16 protein-coding genes are annotated in these 16,555 nt (G+C 57.8%); 5 read left to right on the top strand and 11 right to left on the bottom strand.

What is annotated here, in order from left to right; translation table 11 throughout:
- The first annotated feature begins 60 nt into the window (after window positions 1-60).
- Window positions 61-174 carry a protein YohO gene (locus tag AC0TNG_RS06665; RefSeq protein WP_008500895.1) on the top strand — a complete coding sequence of 38 codons (114 nt, stop codon included), beginning with the start codon at window positions 61-63 and terminating at the stop codon, window positions 172-174.
- Here AC0TNG_RS06665 and AC0TNG_RS06660 read toward each other — a convergent pair.
- The 5 genes from AC0TNG_RS06660 to bglX all read right to left on the bottom strand — a co-directional run bounded on the left by AC0TNG_RS06660 (window position 149) and on the right by bglX (window position 6,346).
- Window positions 149-886: an ABC transporter permease gene (locus AC0TNG_RS06660; protein ID WP_473713331.1), complete on the bottom strand. Its 738-nt coding sequence runs from the start codon at window positions 884-886 to the stop codon at window positions 149-151. The genes AC0TNG_RS06665 and AC0TNG_RS06660 overlap by 26 nt on opposite strands.
- Window positions 870-1,820 (bottom strand): ABC transporter ATP-binding protein, encoded by a 951-nt coding sequence (locus tag AC0TNG_RS06655; RefSeq protein WP_048992504.1) that lies wholly within the window; start codon window positions 1,818-1,820, stop codon window positions 870-872. Before AC0TNG_RS06655 ends, AC0TNG_RS06660 begins: the two co-directional genes overlap by 17 nt.
- Window positions 1,813-2,970, bottom strand: coding sequence for an ABC transporter permease (locus tag AC0TNG_RS06650; protein WP_473713330.1), 1,158 nt, complete (start codon window positions 2,968-2,970; stop codon window positions 1,813-1,815). Before AC0TNG_RS06650 ends, AC0TNG_RS06655 begins: the two co-directional genes overlap by 8 nt.
- Window positions 2,971-2,982: 12 nt before the next feature.
- A complete protein-coding gene (osmF, locus tag AC0TNG_RS06645; protein WP_061714765.1) occupies window positions 2,983-3,900 on the bottom strand; it encodes a glycine betaine ABC transporter substrate-binding protein OsmF in 918 nt (305 codons plus the stop codon).
- 148 nt (window positions 3,901-4,048) lie between these two features.
- The gene (gene bglX / locus AC0TNG_RS06640; RefSeq protein WP_473713329.1) at window positions 4,049-6,346 is read right to left on the bottom strand and encodes a beta-glucosidase BglX; all 2,298 of its coding nucleotides are present in this window, start codon (window positions 6,344-6,346) and stop codon (window positions 4,049-4,051) included.
- A gap of 189 nt (window positions 6,347-6,535) precedes the next feature.
- Between bglX and dld the strand changes: the two genes are divergently transcribed.
- Complete coding sequence (gene dld, locus AC0TNG_RS06635) at window positions 6,536-8,284, top strand: D-lactate dehydrogenase (RefSeq protein ID WP_473713328.1); 1,749 nt, start codon at window positions 6,536-6,538, stop codon at window positions 8,282-8,284.
- A 112-nt stretch (window positions 8,285-8,396) separates the two neighbouring features.
- Window positions 8,397-8,951, top strand: coding sequence for a GNAT family N-acetyltransferase (locus AC0TNG_RS06630; protein ID WP_024908153.1), 555 nt, complete (start codon window positions 8,397-8,399; stop codon window positions 8,949-8,951).
- Window positions 8,952-9,045: 94 nt separating this feature from the next.
- Here the strand turns inward: AC0TNG_RS06630 and pbpG are convergent, their stop codons facing one another.
- Entirely contained in the window at window positions 9,046-9,969 is a 924-nt protein-coding gene (pbpG, locus tag AC0TNG_RS06625) for a D-alanyl-D-alanine endopeptidase (protein WP_024908154.1), read from the bottom strand.
- A gap of 167 nt (window positions 9,970-10,136) precedes the next feature.
- Window positions 10,137-10,724, bottom strand: coding sequence for a Yip1 family protein (locus tag AC0TNG_RS06620; RefSeq protein ID WP_023312454.1), 588 nt, complete (start codon window positions 10,722-10,724; stop codon window positions 10,137-10,139).
- A 157-nt stretch (window positions 10,725-10,881) separates the two neighbouring features.
- Between AC0TNG_RS06620 and AC0TNG_RS06615 the strand changes: the two genes are divergently transcribed.
- Complete coding sequence (locus tag AC0TNG_RS06615) at window positions 10,882-11,454, top strand: DedA family protein (RefSeq protein WP_024908155.1); 573 nt, start codon at window positions 10,882-10,884, stop codon at window positions 11,452-11,454.
- An 82-nt stretch (window positions 11,455-11,536) separates the two neighbouring features.
- Here AC0TNG_RS06615 and AC0TNG_RS06610 read toward each other — a convergent pair whose 3' ends face one another.
- From AC0TNG_RS06610 to AC0TNG_RS06595, 4 genes are all read right to left on the bottom strand, one after another.
- The gene (locus tag AC0TNG_RS06610; RefSeq protein ID WP_024908156.1) at window positions 11,537-12,301 is read right to left on the bottom strand and encodes an SDR family oxidoreductase; all 765 of its coding nucleotides are present in this window, start codon (window positions 12,299-12,301) and stop codon (window positions 11,537-11,539) included.
- Window positions 12,302-12,351: 50 nt separating this feature from the next.
- A complete protein-coding gene (gene mdtQ / locus AC0TNG_RS06605) occupies window positions 12,352-13,770 on the bottom strand; it encodes a multidrug resistance outer membrane protein MdtQ (RefSeq protein WP_024908157.1) in 1,419 nt (472 codons plus the stop codon).
- Between the two features lie 128 nt (window positions 13,771-13,898).
- A complete protein-coding gene (dusC, locus tag AC0TNG_RS06600; RefSeq protein ID WP_090419533.1) occupies window positions 13,899-14,831 on the bottom strand; it encodes a tRNA dihydrouridine(16) synthase DusC in 933 nt (310 codons plus the stop codon).
- A gap of 41 nt (window positions 14,832-14,872) precedes the next feature.
- Window positions 14,873-15,670, bottom strand: coding sequence for an AraC family transcriptional regulator (locus AC0TNG_RS06595; protein ID WP_267216900.1), 798 nt, complete (start codon window positions 15,668-15,670; stop codon window positions 14,873-14,875).
- Window positions 15,671-15,729: 59 nt separating this feature from the next.
- Here AC0TNG_RS06595 and AC0TNG_RS06590 point away from each other — a divergent pair, with 59 nt between their 5' ends.
- The gene (locus AC0TNG_RS06590; RefSeq protein ID WP_473713327.1) at window positions 15,730-16,440 is read left to right on the top strand and encodes a type 1 glutamine amidotransferase; all 711 of its coding nucleotides are present in this window, start codon (window positions 15,730-15,732) and stop codon (window positions 16,438-16,440) included.
- Window positions 16,441-16,555 lie beyond the last annotated feature (115 nt).

The following is a 16,555-nucleotide window of genomic DNA, read 5'->3' as shown; positions in this document are numbered from 1 at the left end:
ATGGTTCATTAACAGCTGCGCTTCACCGTATAATTGTTCCGTTAACAACAGGAGCACATGATGAAGGCAACCAAATTGGCCATTATTACCCTTTTTGTCCTGATGGCCGTAAGCGGCATCGGCGGCGTAATGCTGGCAGGGTACTCGTTTATTGTTCGCGGCGGTGTCGGCTGAGGTACAGCGCGAGCCGCTCAAAAGCGCGATCGACGACGATTGCCGCCAGCGCGACCAGCACCGCTCCCTGCACAATATAAGCCGTATTAAACCCACTTAAGCCGATAATGATCGGCGTTCCCAGCGTATTAGCACCGACCGTCGATGCAATGGTCGCCGTCCCGATGTTAATGATGACCGACGTGCGGATCCCGGCAATGATAACCGGTGCCGCAAGCGGCAGTTCAACCTTACGCAGCCGCTGGCCGCGACTCATCCCCACCCCTTCCGCCACGCTCAGCACGGACGCAGGTACCGCCGCGATGCCCGCCAGCGTGCCCTGCAGAACCGGCAATACGCCGTATAATATCAGCGCAATGATGGCAGGCTGTTGGCCAAAGCCCATCACCGGAACCGCTATCGCCAGCACCGCCACGGGCGGAAACGTCTGCCCGATGGCCGCAATCGTCTCCACCAGCGGACGAAACTCCCGGCCCGCAGGCCGCGTGACCGCGATGCCCGCCCCCACGCCCAGCACAACCGCGATGGCGCTTGAGAGCGCCACCAGCCAGAGATGCGCCAGGGCGAGATTAATGAAGCTCTCCTGCTGATAGACCGGCCGCGGCAGCCCGGGAAAAAGGGCGTTAAACAGCGCCGCGCTGTGAGGCATCAGAAACAGCAAGGCGACAAAGAGCGCTACCAGCCAGAGGAGCGGATCACGCAGTGCCTTCACGCGTCACCTCCCCGGCCAGCAGATCGCGAAAATGTAAGGTTCCGCACGGCGCGCCCCGGGCATCCGAAACGGGCAATACCTCGCACTGGCGCGCGACAAACGCGGAGAGCGCATCCCGCAGGCTCATCTGCGCCTGCAGCGGTTCGCCGCTCACCGACACCGCATCCCGACGCATATAGTCGCTGACCGTTCGCAGGGAGAGCAGCCTGACGCCCAGTTCGCTGCGGCCAAAAAACTCGCGCACAAAGTCGTTCTTCGGCCAGGTTAATAGCTCAAGCGGCGAGCCCTGCTGCACCACTTCGCCATGATCCATCAGCACCAGATGGTCAGCCAGGCGCAGGGCTTCATCAATATCGTGCGTCACAAGTACGATCGTGCGTCCGAGAATGCGGTGAATGCGGGTCATCTCCGCCTGCAGCGCCCCGCGCGTAACCGGATCCAGCGCGCCAAAGGGTTCGTCCATCAGCAACACCTGCGGGTTGGCCGCCAGCGCGCGCGCCACGCCCACGCGCTGCTGCTGCCCGCCGGAAAGCTGGTGCGGATAGCGATCGCGCAGCGCGGGCTCTAACCCCAGCAGAGACATCAGCTCATCAACACGATCGGCGATTTTCCCCCGCGACCATTTTTCCAGCTGCAGCACGGTGGCGATGTTCTGCGCCACCGTCCAGTGCGGAAACAGGCCGATAGACTGAATGGCATAGCCCATCCGACGGCGCAGCTCCAGCACCGGCAGGCTGCGGATCTCTTCTCCGGCAAAGCGGATCAGCCCGCTGTCATGCTCCACCAGACGGTTGATCATCTTCAGGGTGGTGGATTTTCCCGAGCCTGAGGTGCCAATCAGCACGGAAAACGCCCCCTCGGCAAAGTTCAGGTTCAGGTGGCTCGCCGCCGGGCGACCGGCAAACGTTTTACTGACATCATGGAATTCAATCATTGGCTCTTCTCCTGAGCAGCGCGAGCCATAAGGCAAACAGCGCGTCGACGACAACCGCCAGCGCAATCGTCGGAACCACGCCCAATAACACCAGATCGAGCGCACTGCTTAGCAGCCCCTGGAACACCAGGGCGCCAAAGCCGCCCGCACCAATCAGCGCCGCAATCACCGCCATGCCGACGGTCTGTACCGTCACCACCCGCAGGCTGCGCAGCAGCAGGGGCAGCGCCAGCGGGAGCTGAATTTTCCAGAAACACTGCCGCGCGCTCATGCCCATCGCATGGGCGCTTTCCAGCACGTCAGGTGCGACCTGGCCCAGGCCCGCGACCACGCCGCGCACCAGCGGCAACAGGGCGTACAGCACCAGCGCGATAAGGGCGGGCGTTAACCCCGTTCCGGCTATGCCGAGCGTTCCCAGCACCGGAAATGACTTCACCAGCCCGGCCAGCGGCGCAATCAGCAGGCCAAACAGCGCAACGGAAGGAATGGTTTGGATCACGTTGAGCACGGCAAAGACACCGCCCTGACGTGAAGGATGGCGGTAACACCACATGCCCAGGGGGATCCCGAGCAGCAGCGCCGGAAAGAGCGTGCCGAAGAGGATCGTCAGGTGTTGTGCCAGGGCATCATCAAACACCTCCTGGCGGTTGGCGTACTCTTTTAACAGCGAGAGATTGTTCAGTTCCCCGCTGAACAGCAGGAACAAGGGAATGCACCATATCTGCGCGTTGAGCACCCAGCGCCAGACGGCGCTGGAGATGAGTCGACGAATGGCATCGCTGCTGACCAGCAGACAGAGCGCCAGCCACAGCCAGAGGCCGCTGCCCACCGTGGTTCTCGCCAGCGGACTTTCTGCCGACGCCATGTGCGTCGCCGCCAGCCCGCCACTCCAGAACAGAATGATGAACAGCCCTTCAGCGAGGAGCAGCGTCAGCCACTGCGCCGTGCGCCCTTGCCAGAACGATAGCGCAACCCACGCGGCCAGCGCCGCCGCCAGCCACCCCGGCGTGAAAGGCCAGACCTGCCAGAGCGCTTTGCCCTCCCCCGACATCAGACGGTTTGGGGCAACGTTGACAAACGGCAGCGCGACCGCCGCGATGGCCACGCAGGACAGCAGCAGCAGGACGCGGTTATAACATTTTATTGGCACAGCCCTTTCCCGTTACTTCACAAGCCCTTGTTGTTTCAGGAAGTCGGCGGCCACTTTTTTGGCATCCAGCCCCTCGACGGCAATGCTGGCATTCAGCTGTTGCAGCGTTTTTTCATCCAGTTTTTCGAAGACCGGTTTGAGCCAGTCGGCAATCTCCGGATAGGCTTTCAGCACCGCCTCACGCACGACCGGGGTCGGGGCGTAAATCGGCTGTACGCCTTTAGGATCGGTCAGGGTTTGCAGGCCGAGCGCCGCCACCGGACCGTCGGTACCGTAGGCCATGGCCGCGTTAACGCCAGAGGTTTGCTGCGCCGCCGCTTTGATGGTCACCGCAGTATCCCCGCCCGCAAGAGAGAGCAGCTGCGCCTGGTCGAGCTTGAAACCGTAGGCTTTTTCGAACGCCGGGAGCGCGTCAGGACGCTCGATAAACTCCGCAGAGGCCGCGAGCTTGAAATCGCCCTTCTCTTTCAGGTAGCGGCTGAGATCCGCAAGCGAGGTGAGCTTGCCTTTCTCCGCCACGTCCTTGCGCACGGCGATAGTCCAGGTGTTGTTGGCGGGAGCCGGGGTCAGCCAGACCAGTTTGTTCTGTTCCGCGTCGAGTTTTTTGACTTTCTCATACCCGGCGTTAGCGTTTTTCCATGCCGGATCGTTTTCTTGTTTGAAGAAGAACGCGCCGTTGCCGGTGTATTCCGGGTAGATATCCAGCTCGCCGGAGGTGATCGCGCCGCGCACGACGGGCGTGGTGCCGAGCTGAACTTTATTGACGGTTTTCACGCCGTGGCTGTCCAGCACCTGCAAAATAATATTGCCGAGCAGCGCCCCTTCGGTATCGATCTTTGAGCCCACTTTTACCGGCTCCGCCGCCTGTAGCGGCAGACTTAGCGCCGCCAGCAGCACCGCAGATCCCAACATCCCCTTTGCAATCGTCATTCTACTATCCTCATTTATTTTGCTGCCTTTTTCAGAGGCTTGAGAGAAAAGCGTAGCTTAAAACGGCGGAATTAACCGTCAAAATGCCTTTTTAGCATAAGGTAAGACGCCTCCCCCGCAGGACGGGGGGAGGCAAAGGAGGGACAGGTTACAGCAGTTCGAACTCGCCTTTATTCACGCGGGCGGAGTCCATGCCGATAAAGACGTTAAACTTGCCCGGTTCCGCGTCATATTTCATCTGCTGGTTCCAGAACTTCAGCGCATCCACGTCGATCGGGAAGCTGATAGTTTGGGTTTCGCCAGGCTTCAGGTTGACCTTCTCAAAGCCGCGCAGCTGCTTCACGGGACGGCTCATCGACGCGGTGACATCCTGAACGTACATCTGAATCACCGTTGCCCCTTCACGCTTGCCGGTGTTGGTTACCTCAACGCTGGCGGTGACTTTGCCGTCACGCTTCATCGTAGGCGACGACATTTTCACGTCAGAGACCTTAAAGGTGGTGTAGCTCAGGCCGTAACCAAACGGATACAGCGGGCCGTTAGCTTCGTCGAAGTAACGAGACGTGTACTTGTTCGGCTTGTCGGCGTTGTACGGGCGACCGGTGTTCAGGTGGCTATAGTAGACCGGGATTTGCCCGACGGAGCGCGGGAAGGACATCGGCAGCTTGCCCGACGGGTTGTAATCGCCAAACAGCACGTCGGCGATGGCGTTACCGCCTTCGGTACCGGCGAACCAGGTTTCCAGAATGGCGTCAGCCTGCTGGTCTTCTTTCACCAGCGCCAGCGGACGCCCGTTCATCAGCACCAGCACCAGCGGCTTGCCGGTGGCTTTCAGGGCGGCGATCAGATCGCGCTGGCTCTGCGGAATGGTGATATCGGTCCGGCTGGAGGCTTCGTGCGCCATACCCTGCGCTTCCCCCACGACCGCGACAACGACGTCAGACTGCTTCGCGGCATTCACCGCCTCGTCGATCATCTCCTTCGGCGTGCGTGGATCGACCTTGACCGCTTCCTCGTACTGGTTGAGGAAAGTGACGATGTCTTTATCGTTGGTGACGTTCGCCCCTTTGGCGTAGACCACTTTGGCGTTATCACCGACGGCACTCTTGATACCGGTCAGCACGGTCACCGACTGGTCAGCCACGCCTGCGGCAGACCAGCTGCCCATCACGTCGCGCTTGCTGTCGGCCAGCGGGCCCACCACGGCAATGGTGCCGGATTTTTTCAGCGGCAGCGTGTCGAGGCGGTTTTTCAGCAGCACCAGGCTTTCGCGCGCCACGTCACGCGCTTCTTTGCGGTGCAGACGGCTTTCGGCGTTGGTATCTGCCGGGTCAGACTCTTTCGGGCCCAGGTGGCTGTACGGATCGTTAAACAGCCCCATGTCGTATTTCACGTTCAGCACGTGGCGCGCGGCATCGTCCAGCTCCGCCATCGTTACCTTGCCGCTCTTCACCAGCCCCGGCAGGTATTTGCTGTAATACTCATCGCTCATGCTCATGTTGATGCCGGACTTGAGCGCCACGCGCACCGCGTCTTCCGGATCGGAGGCGGTACCGTGCTTGATCAGCTCTTTAATCGCGCCGTGGTCAGAAACGGTGATGCCCTTAAAGCCCCACTGGTCGCGCAGCACGTCTTTCAGCAGCCAGGAATCGGACGTCGCCGGCGTGCCGTTCAGGGAGTTCAGCGCCACCATCACCGCGCCGCTGCCCGCATCCAGCCCTGCCTTGTACGGCGGCATATAGTCGTTAAACAGGCGCTGCGGGCTCATGTCGACGGTGTTGTACTCTTTACCGCCTTCCACTGCGCCATAGGCTGCGAAGTGTTTGACGCTGGTCATCACCGAGTAGCGGTCCGCCGGGCTTTTGCCCTGCATCGCTTCCACCATGGTTTTGCCCATCGTGGAGGTTAAATACGTATCTTCACCAAAGCCTTCCGAGCCGCGGCCCCAGCGCGGATCGCGCGAGACGTCCACCATAGGTGCCCAGGTCATGTTCAGGCCGTCGTCCGCCGCTTCATAAGCCGACACGCGCCCGACGGTTTTCACCGCGTCGAGGTTAAAGGAAGACGCTAAGCCGAGGCTAATCGGGAAGACGGTACGCTGGCCGTGCACCACGTCATAGGCAAAGAACAGCGGAATTTTCAGGCGGCTGAGATCCATCACCTGGTCCTGCATCTTGCGGATATCCTGGCGGGTGACGGTATTAAAGATGGCCCCTACCTGCCCATCTTTGATCATCGCTCGGATGGCCTCTTTCGGGTTATCCGGGCCGACGCTGATAAGACGCAGCTGGCCGATTTTCTCATCGACCGTCATTTTCTTGAGCAATTCCGTGACAAACGCATCCCGTGCTTCAGGCGTGAGCGGGTGATTGCCAAACAAATCCTCTGCCAGCGCAGGTTGCAGCGCCAGGCTGACGGCGACACCTACAGAACATAGCCATTTCATGTCGTTTTACTCTCTCATCAATAACCGCCGGACGATCTCGGCCATACCGTGCGAAAAGCGCAGTGTGCCACAAACCCTCAGAACGTTGCAGGGTTATTCTCTGATTTTTCTCGTGAATACTCGACCGCTTAACAGTTAATCGCGCTATGCTTTACAGCGAGAAATTTGCCCCACCACAAGGAGTGGAAGATGTCTTCTGTTCGAACAAACGATAACACGGCTTTTATTAACGAACTGTCGCGCCTGGTTGGCTCCTCTCACCTGCTTACCGACCCGGCCAAAACCGCCCGCTACCGTAAGGGTTTCCGCTCCGGCCAGGGCGAGGCGCTGGCGGTTGTCTTCCCCGGCACGCTGCTGGAGCTGTGGCGCGTGCTGAGCGCCTGCGTCGCCGCCGACAAGATCATTTTAATGCAGGCCGCCAATACCGGCCTGACCGAAGGCTCCACGCCGAACGGCAACGATTACGATCGCGACATCGTGATTATCAGCACCCTGCGCCTCGACAAGCTGCACCTGCTGGACAAAGGCGAGCAGGTGCTCGCGTTCCCCGGCACCACGCTATATTCCCTGGAAAAAGCGCTTAAGCCGCTGGGTCGTGAGCCGCACTCGGTGATTGGCTCCTCCTGTATTGGCGCCTCGGTGGTCGGTGGGATCTGCAACAACTCCGGCGGTTCGCTGGTGCAGCGTGGCCCGGCCTATACCGAGATGTCGCTCTTTGCCCGTATTGACGAAAACGGCAAGCTGACGCTGGTCAACCATCTGGGGATCGATCTCGGCGTGACGCCGGAACAGATCCTCAGCAAGCTCGACGACGATCGCGTGAAGGACGAAGACGTGCAGCACGACGGCCGCCACGCGCACGATCACGACTACGTGACCCGCGTGCGGGATATCGACGCCGATACGCCAGCGCGCTACAACGCCGACCCGGACCGCCTGTTTGAATCCTCCGGCTGCGCCGGGAAGCTTGCCGTTTTTGCCGTGCGCCTGGATACCTTCCCGGCAGAGGAAAAGCAGCAGGTATTTTACATTGGTACCAATCAGCCTGAGGTTCTGACCGAGATCCGCCGTCATATTCTGGGTGAATTCACCCACCTGCCGGTGGCGGGCGAGTACATGCACCGGGACATTTACGACATCGCCGAGCGCTACGGCAAAGACACGTTCCTGATGATCGACAAGCTGGGCACCGACAAAATGCCGTTCTTCTTCACCATGAAGGGCCGCACCGACGCGATGCTGGAGAAAGTGTCGCTGTTCAAACCCCACTTCACCGACCGCTTTATGCAGAAGCTGGGCAACGTTTTTCCGGCGCACTTACCGGAGCGAATGAAAACCTGGCGCGACAGGTACGAACACCACCTGCTGCTGAAAATGGCCGGAGACGGGATCGCCGAAGCGCAGTCCTGGCTGACTGAATTTTTCAAAACCGCTGAGGGTGATTTCTTTGCATGCACGCCGGAAGAAGGCAGCAAAGCCTTCCTGCACCGCTTCGCTGCTGCGGGTGCCGCCATCCGTTACCAGGCGGTGCATTCCGAAGAGGTGGAAGATATTCTGGCGCTGGATATCGCTCTGCGGCGTAACGATACCGAGTGGTTTGAACACCTGCCGCCGGAAATCGACAGCAAGCTGGTGCATAAGCTCTATTACGGCCACTTTATGTGTTATGTCTTCCATCAGGATTACATCGTCAAAAAAGGGGTCGATGCACACGAACTGAAGGAGCAGATGCTCGCCCTTCTGCGTGAACGTGGCGCACAATATCCTGCGGAACATAACGTCGGACATCTTTATAAAGCCCCCGACGCACTTAAGCAGTTTTATCGCGAGAATGACCCTACAAACAGCATGAATCCCGGCATCGGTAAAACAACGCGGAAGAAATACTGGAAAGAAAGCGCGGACGCGGAGCAGCGCATAACGCAAGCGTCTGATTAATTCCTACAGCCAAATTTGAGAGATTGTTAAGCGCTCCTTAATCGTAATAGAGTAACTGCCTGACGCCGGAGAAACGTTTCTCCGGCTTTCTATAACGAGGAGCAGGCTCATCATGTCGGCTATTGATGTTTTATCCGAGACCGAACTGGAAGTGCGCGATGCCCTTCCCGATGATGTGCATGCCATCGCCGCGATCTATGCCTGGCATGTGCTTCACGGGCGCGCGTCATTTGAAGAAGTCCCCCCCACTATCGACGAAATGCGTCATCGAATGAAAAGCGTGGCTGAGAACGGTTTACCGTGGCTTATCGCGCTGTATCGCGGCATCGTGGTGGGCTACTGCTACGCCACGCCTTACCGTCCGCGACACGCCTACCGCTATACCCTGGAAGAGTCGATTTACGTGGATGCCAGCATCACCGGGCGCGGTTTTGGCACGGCGTTAATGTCTGCGCTAATTGAACGCTGCGAACAAGGTCCGTGGCGGCAGATGATTGCCGTGGTGGGAGATGGTAATAACAACGCCGGTTCGTTACGTCTGCATAAAAAGCACGGCTTCGTGATTGTCGGTCAGCTGCGCAGCGTGGGCTATAAGAAAGGCGACTGGCGGGATACGGTAATTATGCAGCGCCCACTCAACGATGGTGACTGGACGCTGCCGGAATAAACGCAAAACGGTAACCTGGGTTACCGTTTTTAGTGTTTTCTCCCTCTCCCTGTGGGAGAGGGTCGGGGCGAGGGCATCAGCGCGCAGAGGCGCATCAGTCGTTCTGCGCCGTCGCCATCTGCTCCGCTTTCTGCTTTTTATACGTCAATGCGGCGGCCGGAACGGGCTGCACTTTTCCTGTTTCAATCCAGGTACGCAGGCGGCTCGCATCCGCAAAGTGCGTGTATTTGCCGAAGGCATCCATCACCACCAGCGCCACCGGCTTACCGTTAAACACCGTGCGCATCACCAGACAGTGCCCTGCCGCATTGGTAAAACCGGTTTTTGTTAACTGAATATTCCAGTTATCACGGTAAACCAGATGGTTAGTATTGCGGAACGGCAGCGTATAGGCCGGGTTCGCAAAGGTCGCCATCTCTTCACGGGTGGTACTGAGCTGACCAATCAGCGGGTACTGTTTGCTGGCAATCAGCAGTTTCGTCAGATCGCGGGCCGTGGAGACGTTGCTGATCGACAGACCCGTCGGTTCAACATAATGCGTATTGTTCATCCCCAGCGATTTGGCTTTGGCGTTCATTGCGCGGATAAACGCGTCGTAGCCGCCCGGATAATGGTGCGCCAGGCTCGCCGCCGCGCGGTTTTCAGACGACATCAGCGCCAGCAGCAGCATATTTTTACGGCTGATTTCACTGTTCAGCCGCACGCGGGAGTAGATCCCTTTCATCTCCGGCGTGTGGCTGATATCCACTTTCAGCTTTTCGTCCAGCGGCAGATGGGCATCAAGCACCACCATCGCGGTCATTAATTTGGTAATCGAGGCGATCGGGCGCACCAGGTCCGGGTGGCTGGCGTAGATCACCTTATTGGTGTTGAGATCGACAATCATCGCGCTGCCTGAAGCAATTTGCGGTTGGGCAGCGGCAGCGGTCACCGCGGGCGTTTTGGCGACGGCCGGCACGGCAGCGGACGCACCCAGCAACAGCGCCAGGCTAAGTAAAGAGACTCGGAATTTCAGCATGGTGAGACTTCTGATAATTATTCACGCACGTCATGACGTACACCGCCTGTATCAACGGATAAACACAGGCTGGCTTCGGCATCATAGCCGTCAGCGGGCGTTGTCGCCAGAGGATAATCGTGAACAGATGCTGCATTGCTGGCATTTACGCCAGCAATGCAGTGAACTCAGAAGAGACGGTATCCATAACCCCAAAGGATCACCGTCAGCGCCAGTAGCGCCTCCAGCACCAGCACCCCGATAGCGAGTGTTGAACTGGAAAAACTCAGGCCTTCTTCTTTATTGATATTCAGGAAGGTTGGAACCCCCAGATACAGCAGATACCCGGTGTAAAAGAGGGCAATGGTACCGATCAGCGCGCACAGCCAGACCAGTGGATAGAGCGCAACAATACCGCTTAAGAACAGCGGGGTCGCGACATATCCGGCAAAGACCATACAGTGCGCCAGCGATGGACGTTGCGGGTAGTTACGCGCCATCCAGTGAATGACTCGCCCCATGACCGCCACACCCGCCAGCATCAGACCATAAAAGACGATGGCCAGATAGAGTCCGGTAAACCAGGAAAGCTGAACCACGGTGCCATCACCGAAGTTCCAGCCGATTTGTGTCGTTCCGATAAAAGCGCATATTACCGGCACCGCAGCCATCAGCAGCACGTGGTGCGTGTAATGATGCGAGACCGTTTCGTTCTCACTTTTAATGACATGCATTTCACGATCGGGATGGGAGAAAAGTCCCCAGACATGGTTCATAGCGCCCCCTTGTTGTCGGCCCGTCAGCGATACCTTAAGTATAATGCAGGCTTTAGATTATTTTATGTACAGTGGGAAATTTCCGTTGATTTCCCCGCTGTTGATTCATGGGGTATATGATTAAACGAGGTACGCAGAGGGAGATAACAGTTACGTAATGGATATTAACGCACTCATTGAACAATATGGCTATGCCGCGCTGGTCATCGGTAGCGTGGCAGAAGGCGAAACCATCACCCTGTTAGGCGGCGTCGCCGCGCATCAGGGATTGCTGAAATTCCCGCTGGTCGTCGCCGCGGTTGCGCTGGGCGGGATGATTGGCGATCAGCTGCTCTACTTTCTCGGGCTGCGCTTCGGGCCAACGCTGCTTAAGCGTTTCACAAAGCATCAGAAGAAAATTCGCCGCGCTCAGCGGCTCATTCAACGCCACCCCTATCTGTTCGTCATTGGCACGCGCTTTATGTATGGCTTTCGCATTATCGGGCCGATACTCATTGGCGCCAGCCATCTGCCGCCAAAAATTTTCCTGCCGCTCAATATTGTGGGTGCGATTGCCTGGGCGCTGATCTTTACGACGCTCGGTTATGTGGGGGGCGAAGTGATTGCGCCCTGGCTGCATAATCTCGACCAGCACCTCAAGCACTGGGCGTGGCTGATTCTGGTGGTCGTGGCGGTGATTGGGGTTCGACTGTGGCTGAAGCATCGGGAAAAGAGGCGGGATGAGGAGTGAGTGCGGCCTGATGCCCTCACCCTAACCCTCTCCCACAGGGAGAGGGAACTAAAAACACCCTCTCTCACAGGGAGAGGGGAACCTACCCCTCCGGCTTAAACTGCGGGTTCGCCAGCATAAAGCCCCCGTCGACGATAAACGATTGCCCCGTTGTATAGCTGGCGTCGCTGTCGCACAACCACGCGACCAGGCTGGCAATCTCTTTGGTATGGCCCGGTCTTGCCAGCGGGATTTCCGGCATTGAACCGTCCTTCACTTCGCTGTCGTCCATGTCATTCATCGGCGTAGCAATGGCACCCGGTGCGACGGCGTTCACCAGAATATTATGCTTAACCAGCTCCATCGCCATGGATTTGGTTAACCCGCCGAGCGCGTGTTTCGCCGCCGTATAGGCGCTGGCCTCAGGAAGCGGCGTGTGCTCATGCACCGAGGTGATGTTCACAATCCGCCCCCCTTTCCCCTGCTTCACCATCTGCCTTGCGGCAATTTGTGAACAGAGAAACGCGCCGTCCACGTCGACGGTGAAAATATTCCGCCAGTCGTCAAACGGCATCTCGAGGAACGGCGCTTTGGTCATCGCCCCTGCATTATTGACCAGCACGTCCAGCCGACCAAAACGCGCAATCAGCGTTTCAATAGCCTCAGCGCCTTCCGGCAGCGTGCTTAAATCAAGATGGATAGCCTCCGCGCGCTGCCCCTGCGCTTCGACTTCGCGGCAGGTTTCCAGCGCCCCTTTCTCATCCGAGTGCCAGGTGACGCCAATATCAAACCCGCGCTCAGCCAACATCAGGGCCGTGGTTTTCCCAATCCCGGAATCCGATGCGGTAACAATCGCTACTCTGGTCATACTCACCTCCTGAAAAACTGCAAAGAGGTAAGTATAGATAATGGCCTTTTTTAGCCATGATGATAGCCGCCGCCCAGCGCCGAGGTCAGCTGCAGGGTAGCGTCGACATATTGCCCCTTCAGCAGCACGCCTTCGAGGTGCTCTTTGAGGGCCGGTATTCTGGCTTCACTGACACGGGAGCCCGCAATTATCCCCGCGCTGAAACGCGCCTGTGCCAGCGCCACAACCCGTGCCGCATCTTTTTCAACCTGCTGCTGATGGCCGTTCTTCGCCATCAGCGTTTCGACTTCGCTGGCGGTGCGTGCCACCTGATTGACGGCCTCCACCACCGCTTTGTTGTAGTTGGCTACCGAGAGGTTGTTCTGCGCCTGGGCGATATCCAGGCTGGCGTTCAGCCTGCCGCTGTCAAAAATCGGCAGCGTCAGCCCGGCGGTGACGCCCATCTGCTGCGCGGATGAACGGAACAGATCGCTCAGGTGGAGGGCATCCTGCTGTAAGAACGCCATCAGGTTCACGTCAGGATAGAACGCCGCTCTGGCGGCCTCCACTTCGCTCATGGAGGCTTCGATATACCAGTGCGCCTCCTGAAGATCTGGACGGCGTGCCAGCAGTTCATATCCGAGCGTCGACGGTAACGAGGCTTCCACCGTCGGCAAGGCGTGCCGCGTTAGCTTCACGGAGGAGGAGTTCGTCAGCGCGACCAGCCGCGCCTCTATGGCTTTCATCTTTCCGTTGACCTCGGCCAACTGCTCTTCGGTTTTGCTGGCGTTGATATCCGTTTCGACACCCTCCACGGAGGAGGTGATGCCGTGCTGATACAGTTCGCGGTCGGCACCGATAATATTGTCCTGCTCATGTTTGATCTGCGCGAGCACCTCCCCCGCAGCGGCCTGAGTTTGCCACTCCCAGTAAAGCCGCGCCACGCTGCTGGCCAGCAGCTGACGGGTCTGTTCCAGCTCCGCTTTTTGCGCATTCACTTTGCCAATCCGGGCTTCGACCTGCGCGCGATTTTTACCCCACAGATCGAGATCCCAGCCTGCGGTCAGGCCAAAGGTGCCGTTGGTGTACCACGGCCCGGTGGTCCCTGCCGCCGGGTCGGTAATGGCAAAGGGCCCCATCAGCCCTTCGGCGGACATTTTCTGGCGTTCAGCATCGGCGGAAAAATCAATTTGCGGGCCGTCGGCAGCCATAGTGGCTTTTGCCTGGGCTTCGGCAAGCGTAATCCGCTGACGGGCAATCTGCATATCCGGCGCATCGCTTAATGCTTTCGCAATAAGCCCGTTAAGCTGGGGATCGTTATACGCCTTCCACCACGCATTTTTCGGCCAGTCGGTATAATGCAATGAGGTATTCACAGACTTGGCGGCCGGTTGTGTATTTAGCGGAGAGACGGTGGAATGTTCAGGTGCGCAGGCTGCCAGAATTAATGCAAAGGGGACACTCAGAGATAAAATAAGAGAACGTTTCATTACGCCATATACTCAAAAAATAAAGGCGAAAAATACGCTTGATACTATTTATTTTTTTAGTAATGCGTGGCAATCCGTAAATTGTTATACATTTACATAATCAGAAAATTATTCACCAAATGAATAAATTACTTTGACTGAATAACCCGTGCAATATCAGAGGACGTCTGTAATGTACGAATCTCCTGAAATAACCCCAGCGCTTCATCGTACTCTTTACGTAAATAACTCAGCCACTGCTTAATTCGCGCGACGTGATACAAACCGGTGTCCCCCTGCTTTTCCAGACGACTGTATTTTTGCAGCAGCGTGACGACGTCTGCCCAGGGCATACGCGGTTCGTTATATTTCACCACCCGGCTGAGGTTCGGCACATTCAGTGCGCCGCGGCCAATCATGACCGCATCGCAGCCGGTGGCATGCAGACAGGCCTGCGCGCTCTCGTAGTCCCAGATTTCGCCGTTGGCGATCACCGGAATGGTGAGGCGTTTGCGGATCTCACCGATCGCCTGCCAGTTAATGCGATCGGCTTTGTAGCCATCTTCTTTGGTACGGCCATGCACCACCAGCTCGGTGGCCCCGGCCTGCTGCACCGCATCGGCGATTTCAAACTGCCGCGCGTCGCTGTCCCACCCCAGGCGCACCTTAACCGTCACCGGCAAATGCGAAGGCACGGCCTCACGCATGGCTTTCGCGCCGCGATAAATCAGCTCAGGATCTTTCAGCAAGGTCGCCCCGCCGCCGCTGCCGTTGACCAGCTTCGACGGGCAGCCGCAGTTGAGATCCACCCCGTAAGAGCCCAGCTCAACCGCGCGGGCGGCGTTTTCCGCCAGCCATTCGGGATACTGGCCGAGCAGCTGAATACGCACCAGCGTGCCGGAAGAGGTCCGGCTCTGGTTGTGCAGCTCGGGGCACAGGCGGAAGAAGGATTTTACCGGCAACAGCATATCGACCACGCGCAGAAATTCCGTCACGCAGAGATCGTAATCGTTCACCTCGGTCAGAAGCTCGCGCACGAGGGAGTCGAGCACGCCTTCCATTGGGGCCAGTAAAACACGCATAGCAGTACCTGTGAAAAAAGACGCGCTATAGTAGCCGCTCTCTATATCGCTGGGAAGCGCTTCTGTTCAGGCAGAAAGTCACCCGGCGTTGCCCCAACAATGGCGCGAAACGCCGCCGCAAATGCAGCCGGGCCAGAAAACCCCAGCATCCAGGCCACCTGCTTAGCCGGGTATCCGTTTGCGAGCAGGTCCAGCGAGGCACAAATCCTTGCACGCTGTCGCCAGGCCCGGAAGCTAAAGCCGGTATCGTTGATAAACGCGCGTGAAAATGTGCGTTCAGACATTGCGGCCCGTTCCGCCAGCCTTTCCATAGAAACATCCCAGAGATTGTTGGCAATGATGTCACAGGCGACGCGATGTAACCGCTCATCCACGGGCATCGGTAATTCGGCCGAAATCTGCTGCGTCTCACTGAGGATGTCGAGCAGCAAAACGGCCATGCTGCGCTGGCTTGCCGGCCGGTATTCCGCGCTGAACAGCCCGGCAATCAGCTCTTTGAACAACGCTGTGGCCATAATCACGTGAACCTCGTCTTTCCGTTTAAAAGGCTCGCATTGCGCTATCAGCGCTGGGCTAAACCAGACCGCGCGCAGCTCCGTTGTGGATAACACGCTGTAGGTGTGTTCCTGAAACGGAGGGATCCATAGCGCGCGCTGTGGCGGTATGACCCAGCGTTTGCTGCCGGTTTCGACCAGCATCACCCCTTTGATGGCAAACAAAAGTTGTCCCTGCGAATGCCGATGAGGCGGATCCACTTCACCGCGCGTATAGCGAATTGCCCCTCTTGACCATCCGATAGCATCGTCGTGAATTGGCGTTTTATCGATAACGGTTGGCATTTCACATTCCCCCCTTCCTCTTATGATGCTGCTTGTACACGTAACCAGAGAGAGACGCAATGCACATCCATTTTATTATTCATGAACATTTTGAGGCGCCAGGCGCCTATGAAATCTGGGGGAAAAGTCGCGGCCGCAGTCTGAGCTACACCAGAGTGTACCAGGGCGATCCTGTACCCGAAACGCCAGGGCACACAGACTTGCTCATCATCATGGGAGGCCCGCAGTCACCCGCCACCACGCGTGAGGAATGCCCCTGGTTTGATGCGCAAGCGGAAAAGGCGCTCATCAGCCGCGCGATAGAGGCGGGTAAAACGGTGATTGGCGTTTGTCTGGGCTCGCAGCTTATCGGCGAAGCGCTGGGCGCAGCGTTTTGTCATAGCCCGGAAAAAGAGATCGGCAAATTTCCCGTCAGGCTCACAGATGCAGGCAAGGCGAACCCGCTGTTTGAGGATTTTGGCAGCGTGCTGAACGTCGGTCACTGGCATAACGATATGCCTGGGTTGACGCCACAGGCTAAGGTGCTCGCTTACAGCGAGGGCTGTCCCCGCCAGATTGTGCAATACAGCGAACGGGTTTACGGTTTCCAGTGCCATATGGAGCTGACGCCGGAGGTGGTAGAGTTGCTAATTGAGCATTCGCAGAGTGACCTCCGCCGCGCGGGTGAATTCCGTTTTGTCGAAACGGCGGAAAAACTCCGCTCGCATGATTATCGCGAAATGAATCAGGTGCTGTTTTCTTTTCTCGATAAACTGACAGCCTGTCGCTGATACCTTCTCTGGCACGCCGTTTCGCCAGCGCAATCCCTTTCCTCTAAACTGTAGCCTGCACCGTTATGGTGATACCGGACGTTCCATTCCGGAATGTCTGGTATGCTCAAAATTC

The organism is Enterobacter sp. PL_is514 (genome assembly GCF_055816715.1).
This window is presented reverse-complemented; position numbering and strand designations above follow the sequence as displayed.

Coding starts and splice junctions, on each gene's coding strand:
- osmF (WP_061714765.1), bottom strand. CDS start 3,900: ATGACGATTGCAAAGGGGATGTTGGGATCTGCGGTGCTGCTGGCGGCG.
- bglX (WP_473713329.1), bottom strand. CDS start 6,346: ATGAAATGGCTATGTTCTGTAGGTGTCGCCGTCAGCCTGGCGCTGCAA.
- AC0TNG_RS06595 (WP_267216900.1), bottom strand. CDS start 15,670: ATGCCAACCGTTATCGATAAAACGCCAATTCACGACGATGCTATCGGA.
- AC0TNG_RS06620 (WP_023312454.1), bottom strand. CDS start 10,724: ATGAACCATGTCTGGGGACTTTTCTCCCATCCCGATCGTGAAATGCAT.
- dld (WP_473713328.1), top strand. CDS start 6,536: ATGTCTTCTGTTCGAACAAACGATAACACGGCTTTTATTAACGAACTG.
- AC0TNG_RS06665 (WP_008500895.1), top strand. CDS start 61: ATGAAGGCAACCAAATTGGCCATTATTACCCTTTTTGTCCTGATGGCC.
- pbpG (WP_024908154.1), bottom strand. CDS start 9,969: ATGCTGAAATTCCGAGTCTCTTTACTTAGCCTGGCGCTGTTGCTGGGT.
- AC0TNG_RS06655 (WP_048992504.1), bottom strand. CDS start 1,820: ATGATTGAATTCCATGATGTCAGTAAAACGTTTGCCGGTCGCCCGGCG.
- AC0TNG_RS06590 (WP_473713327.1), top strand. CDS start 15,730: ATGCACATCCATTTTATTATTCATGAACATTTTGAGGCGCCAGGCGCC.
- AC0TNG_RS06610 (WP_024908156.1), bottom strand. CDS start 12,301: ATGACCAGAGTAGCGATTGTTACCGCATCGGATTCCGGGATTGGGAAA.
- dusC (WP_090419533.1), bottom strand. CDS start 14,831: ATGCGTGTTTTACTGGCCCCAATGGAAGGCGTGCTCGACTCCCTCGTG.
- AC0TNG_RS06615 (WP_024908155.1), top strand. CDS start 10,882: ATGGATATTAACGCACTCATTGAACAATATGGCTATGCCGCGCTGGTC.
- mdtQ (WP_024908157.1), bottom strand. CDS start 13,770: ATGAAACGTTCTCTTATTTTATCTCTGAGTGTCCCCTTTGCATTAATT.
- AC0TNG_RS06630 (WP_024908153.1), top strand. CDS start 8,397: ATGTCGGCTATTGATGTTTTATCCGAGACCGAACTGGAAGTGCGCGAT.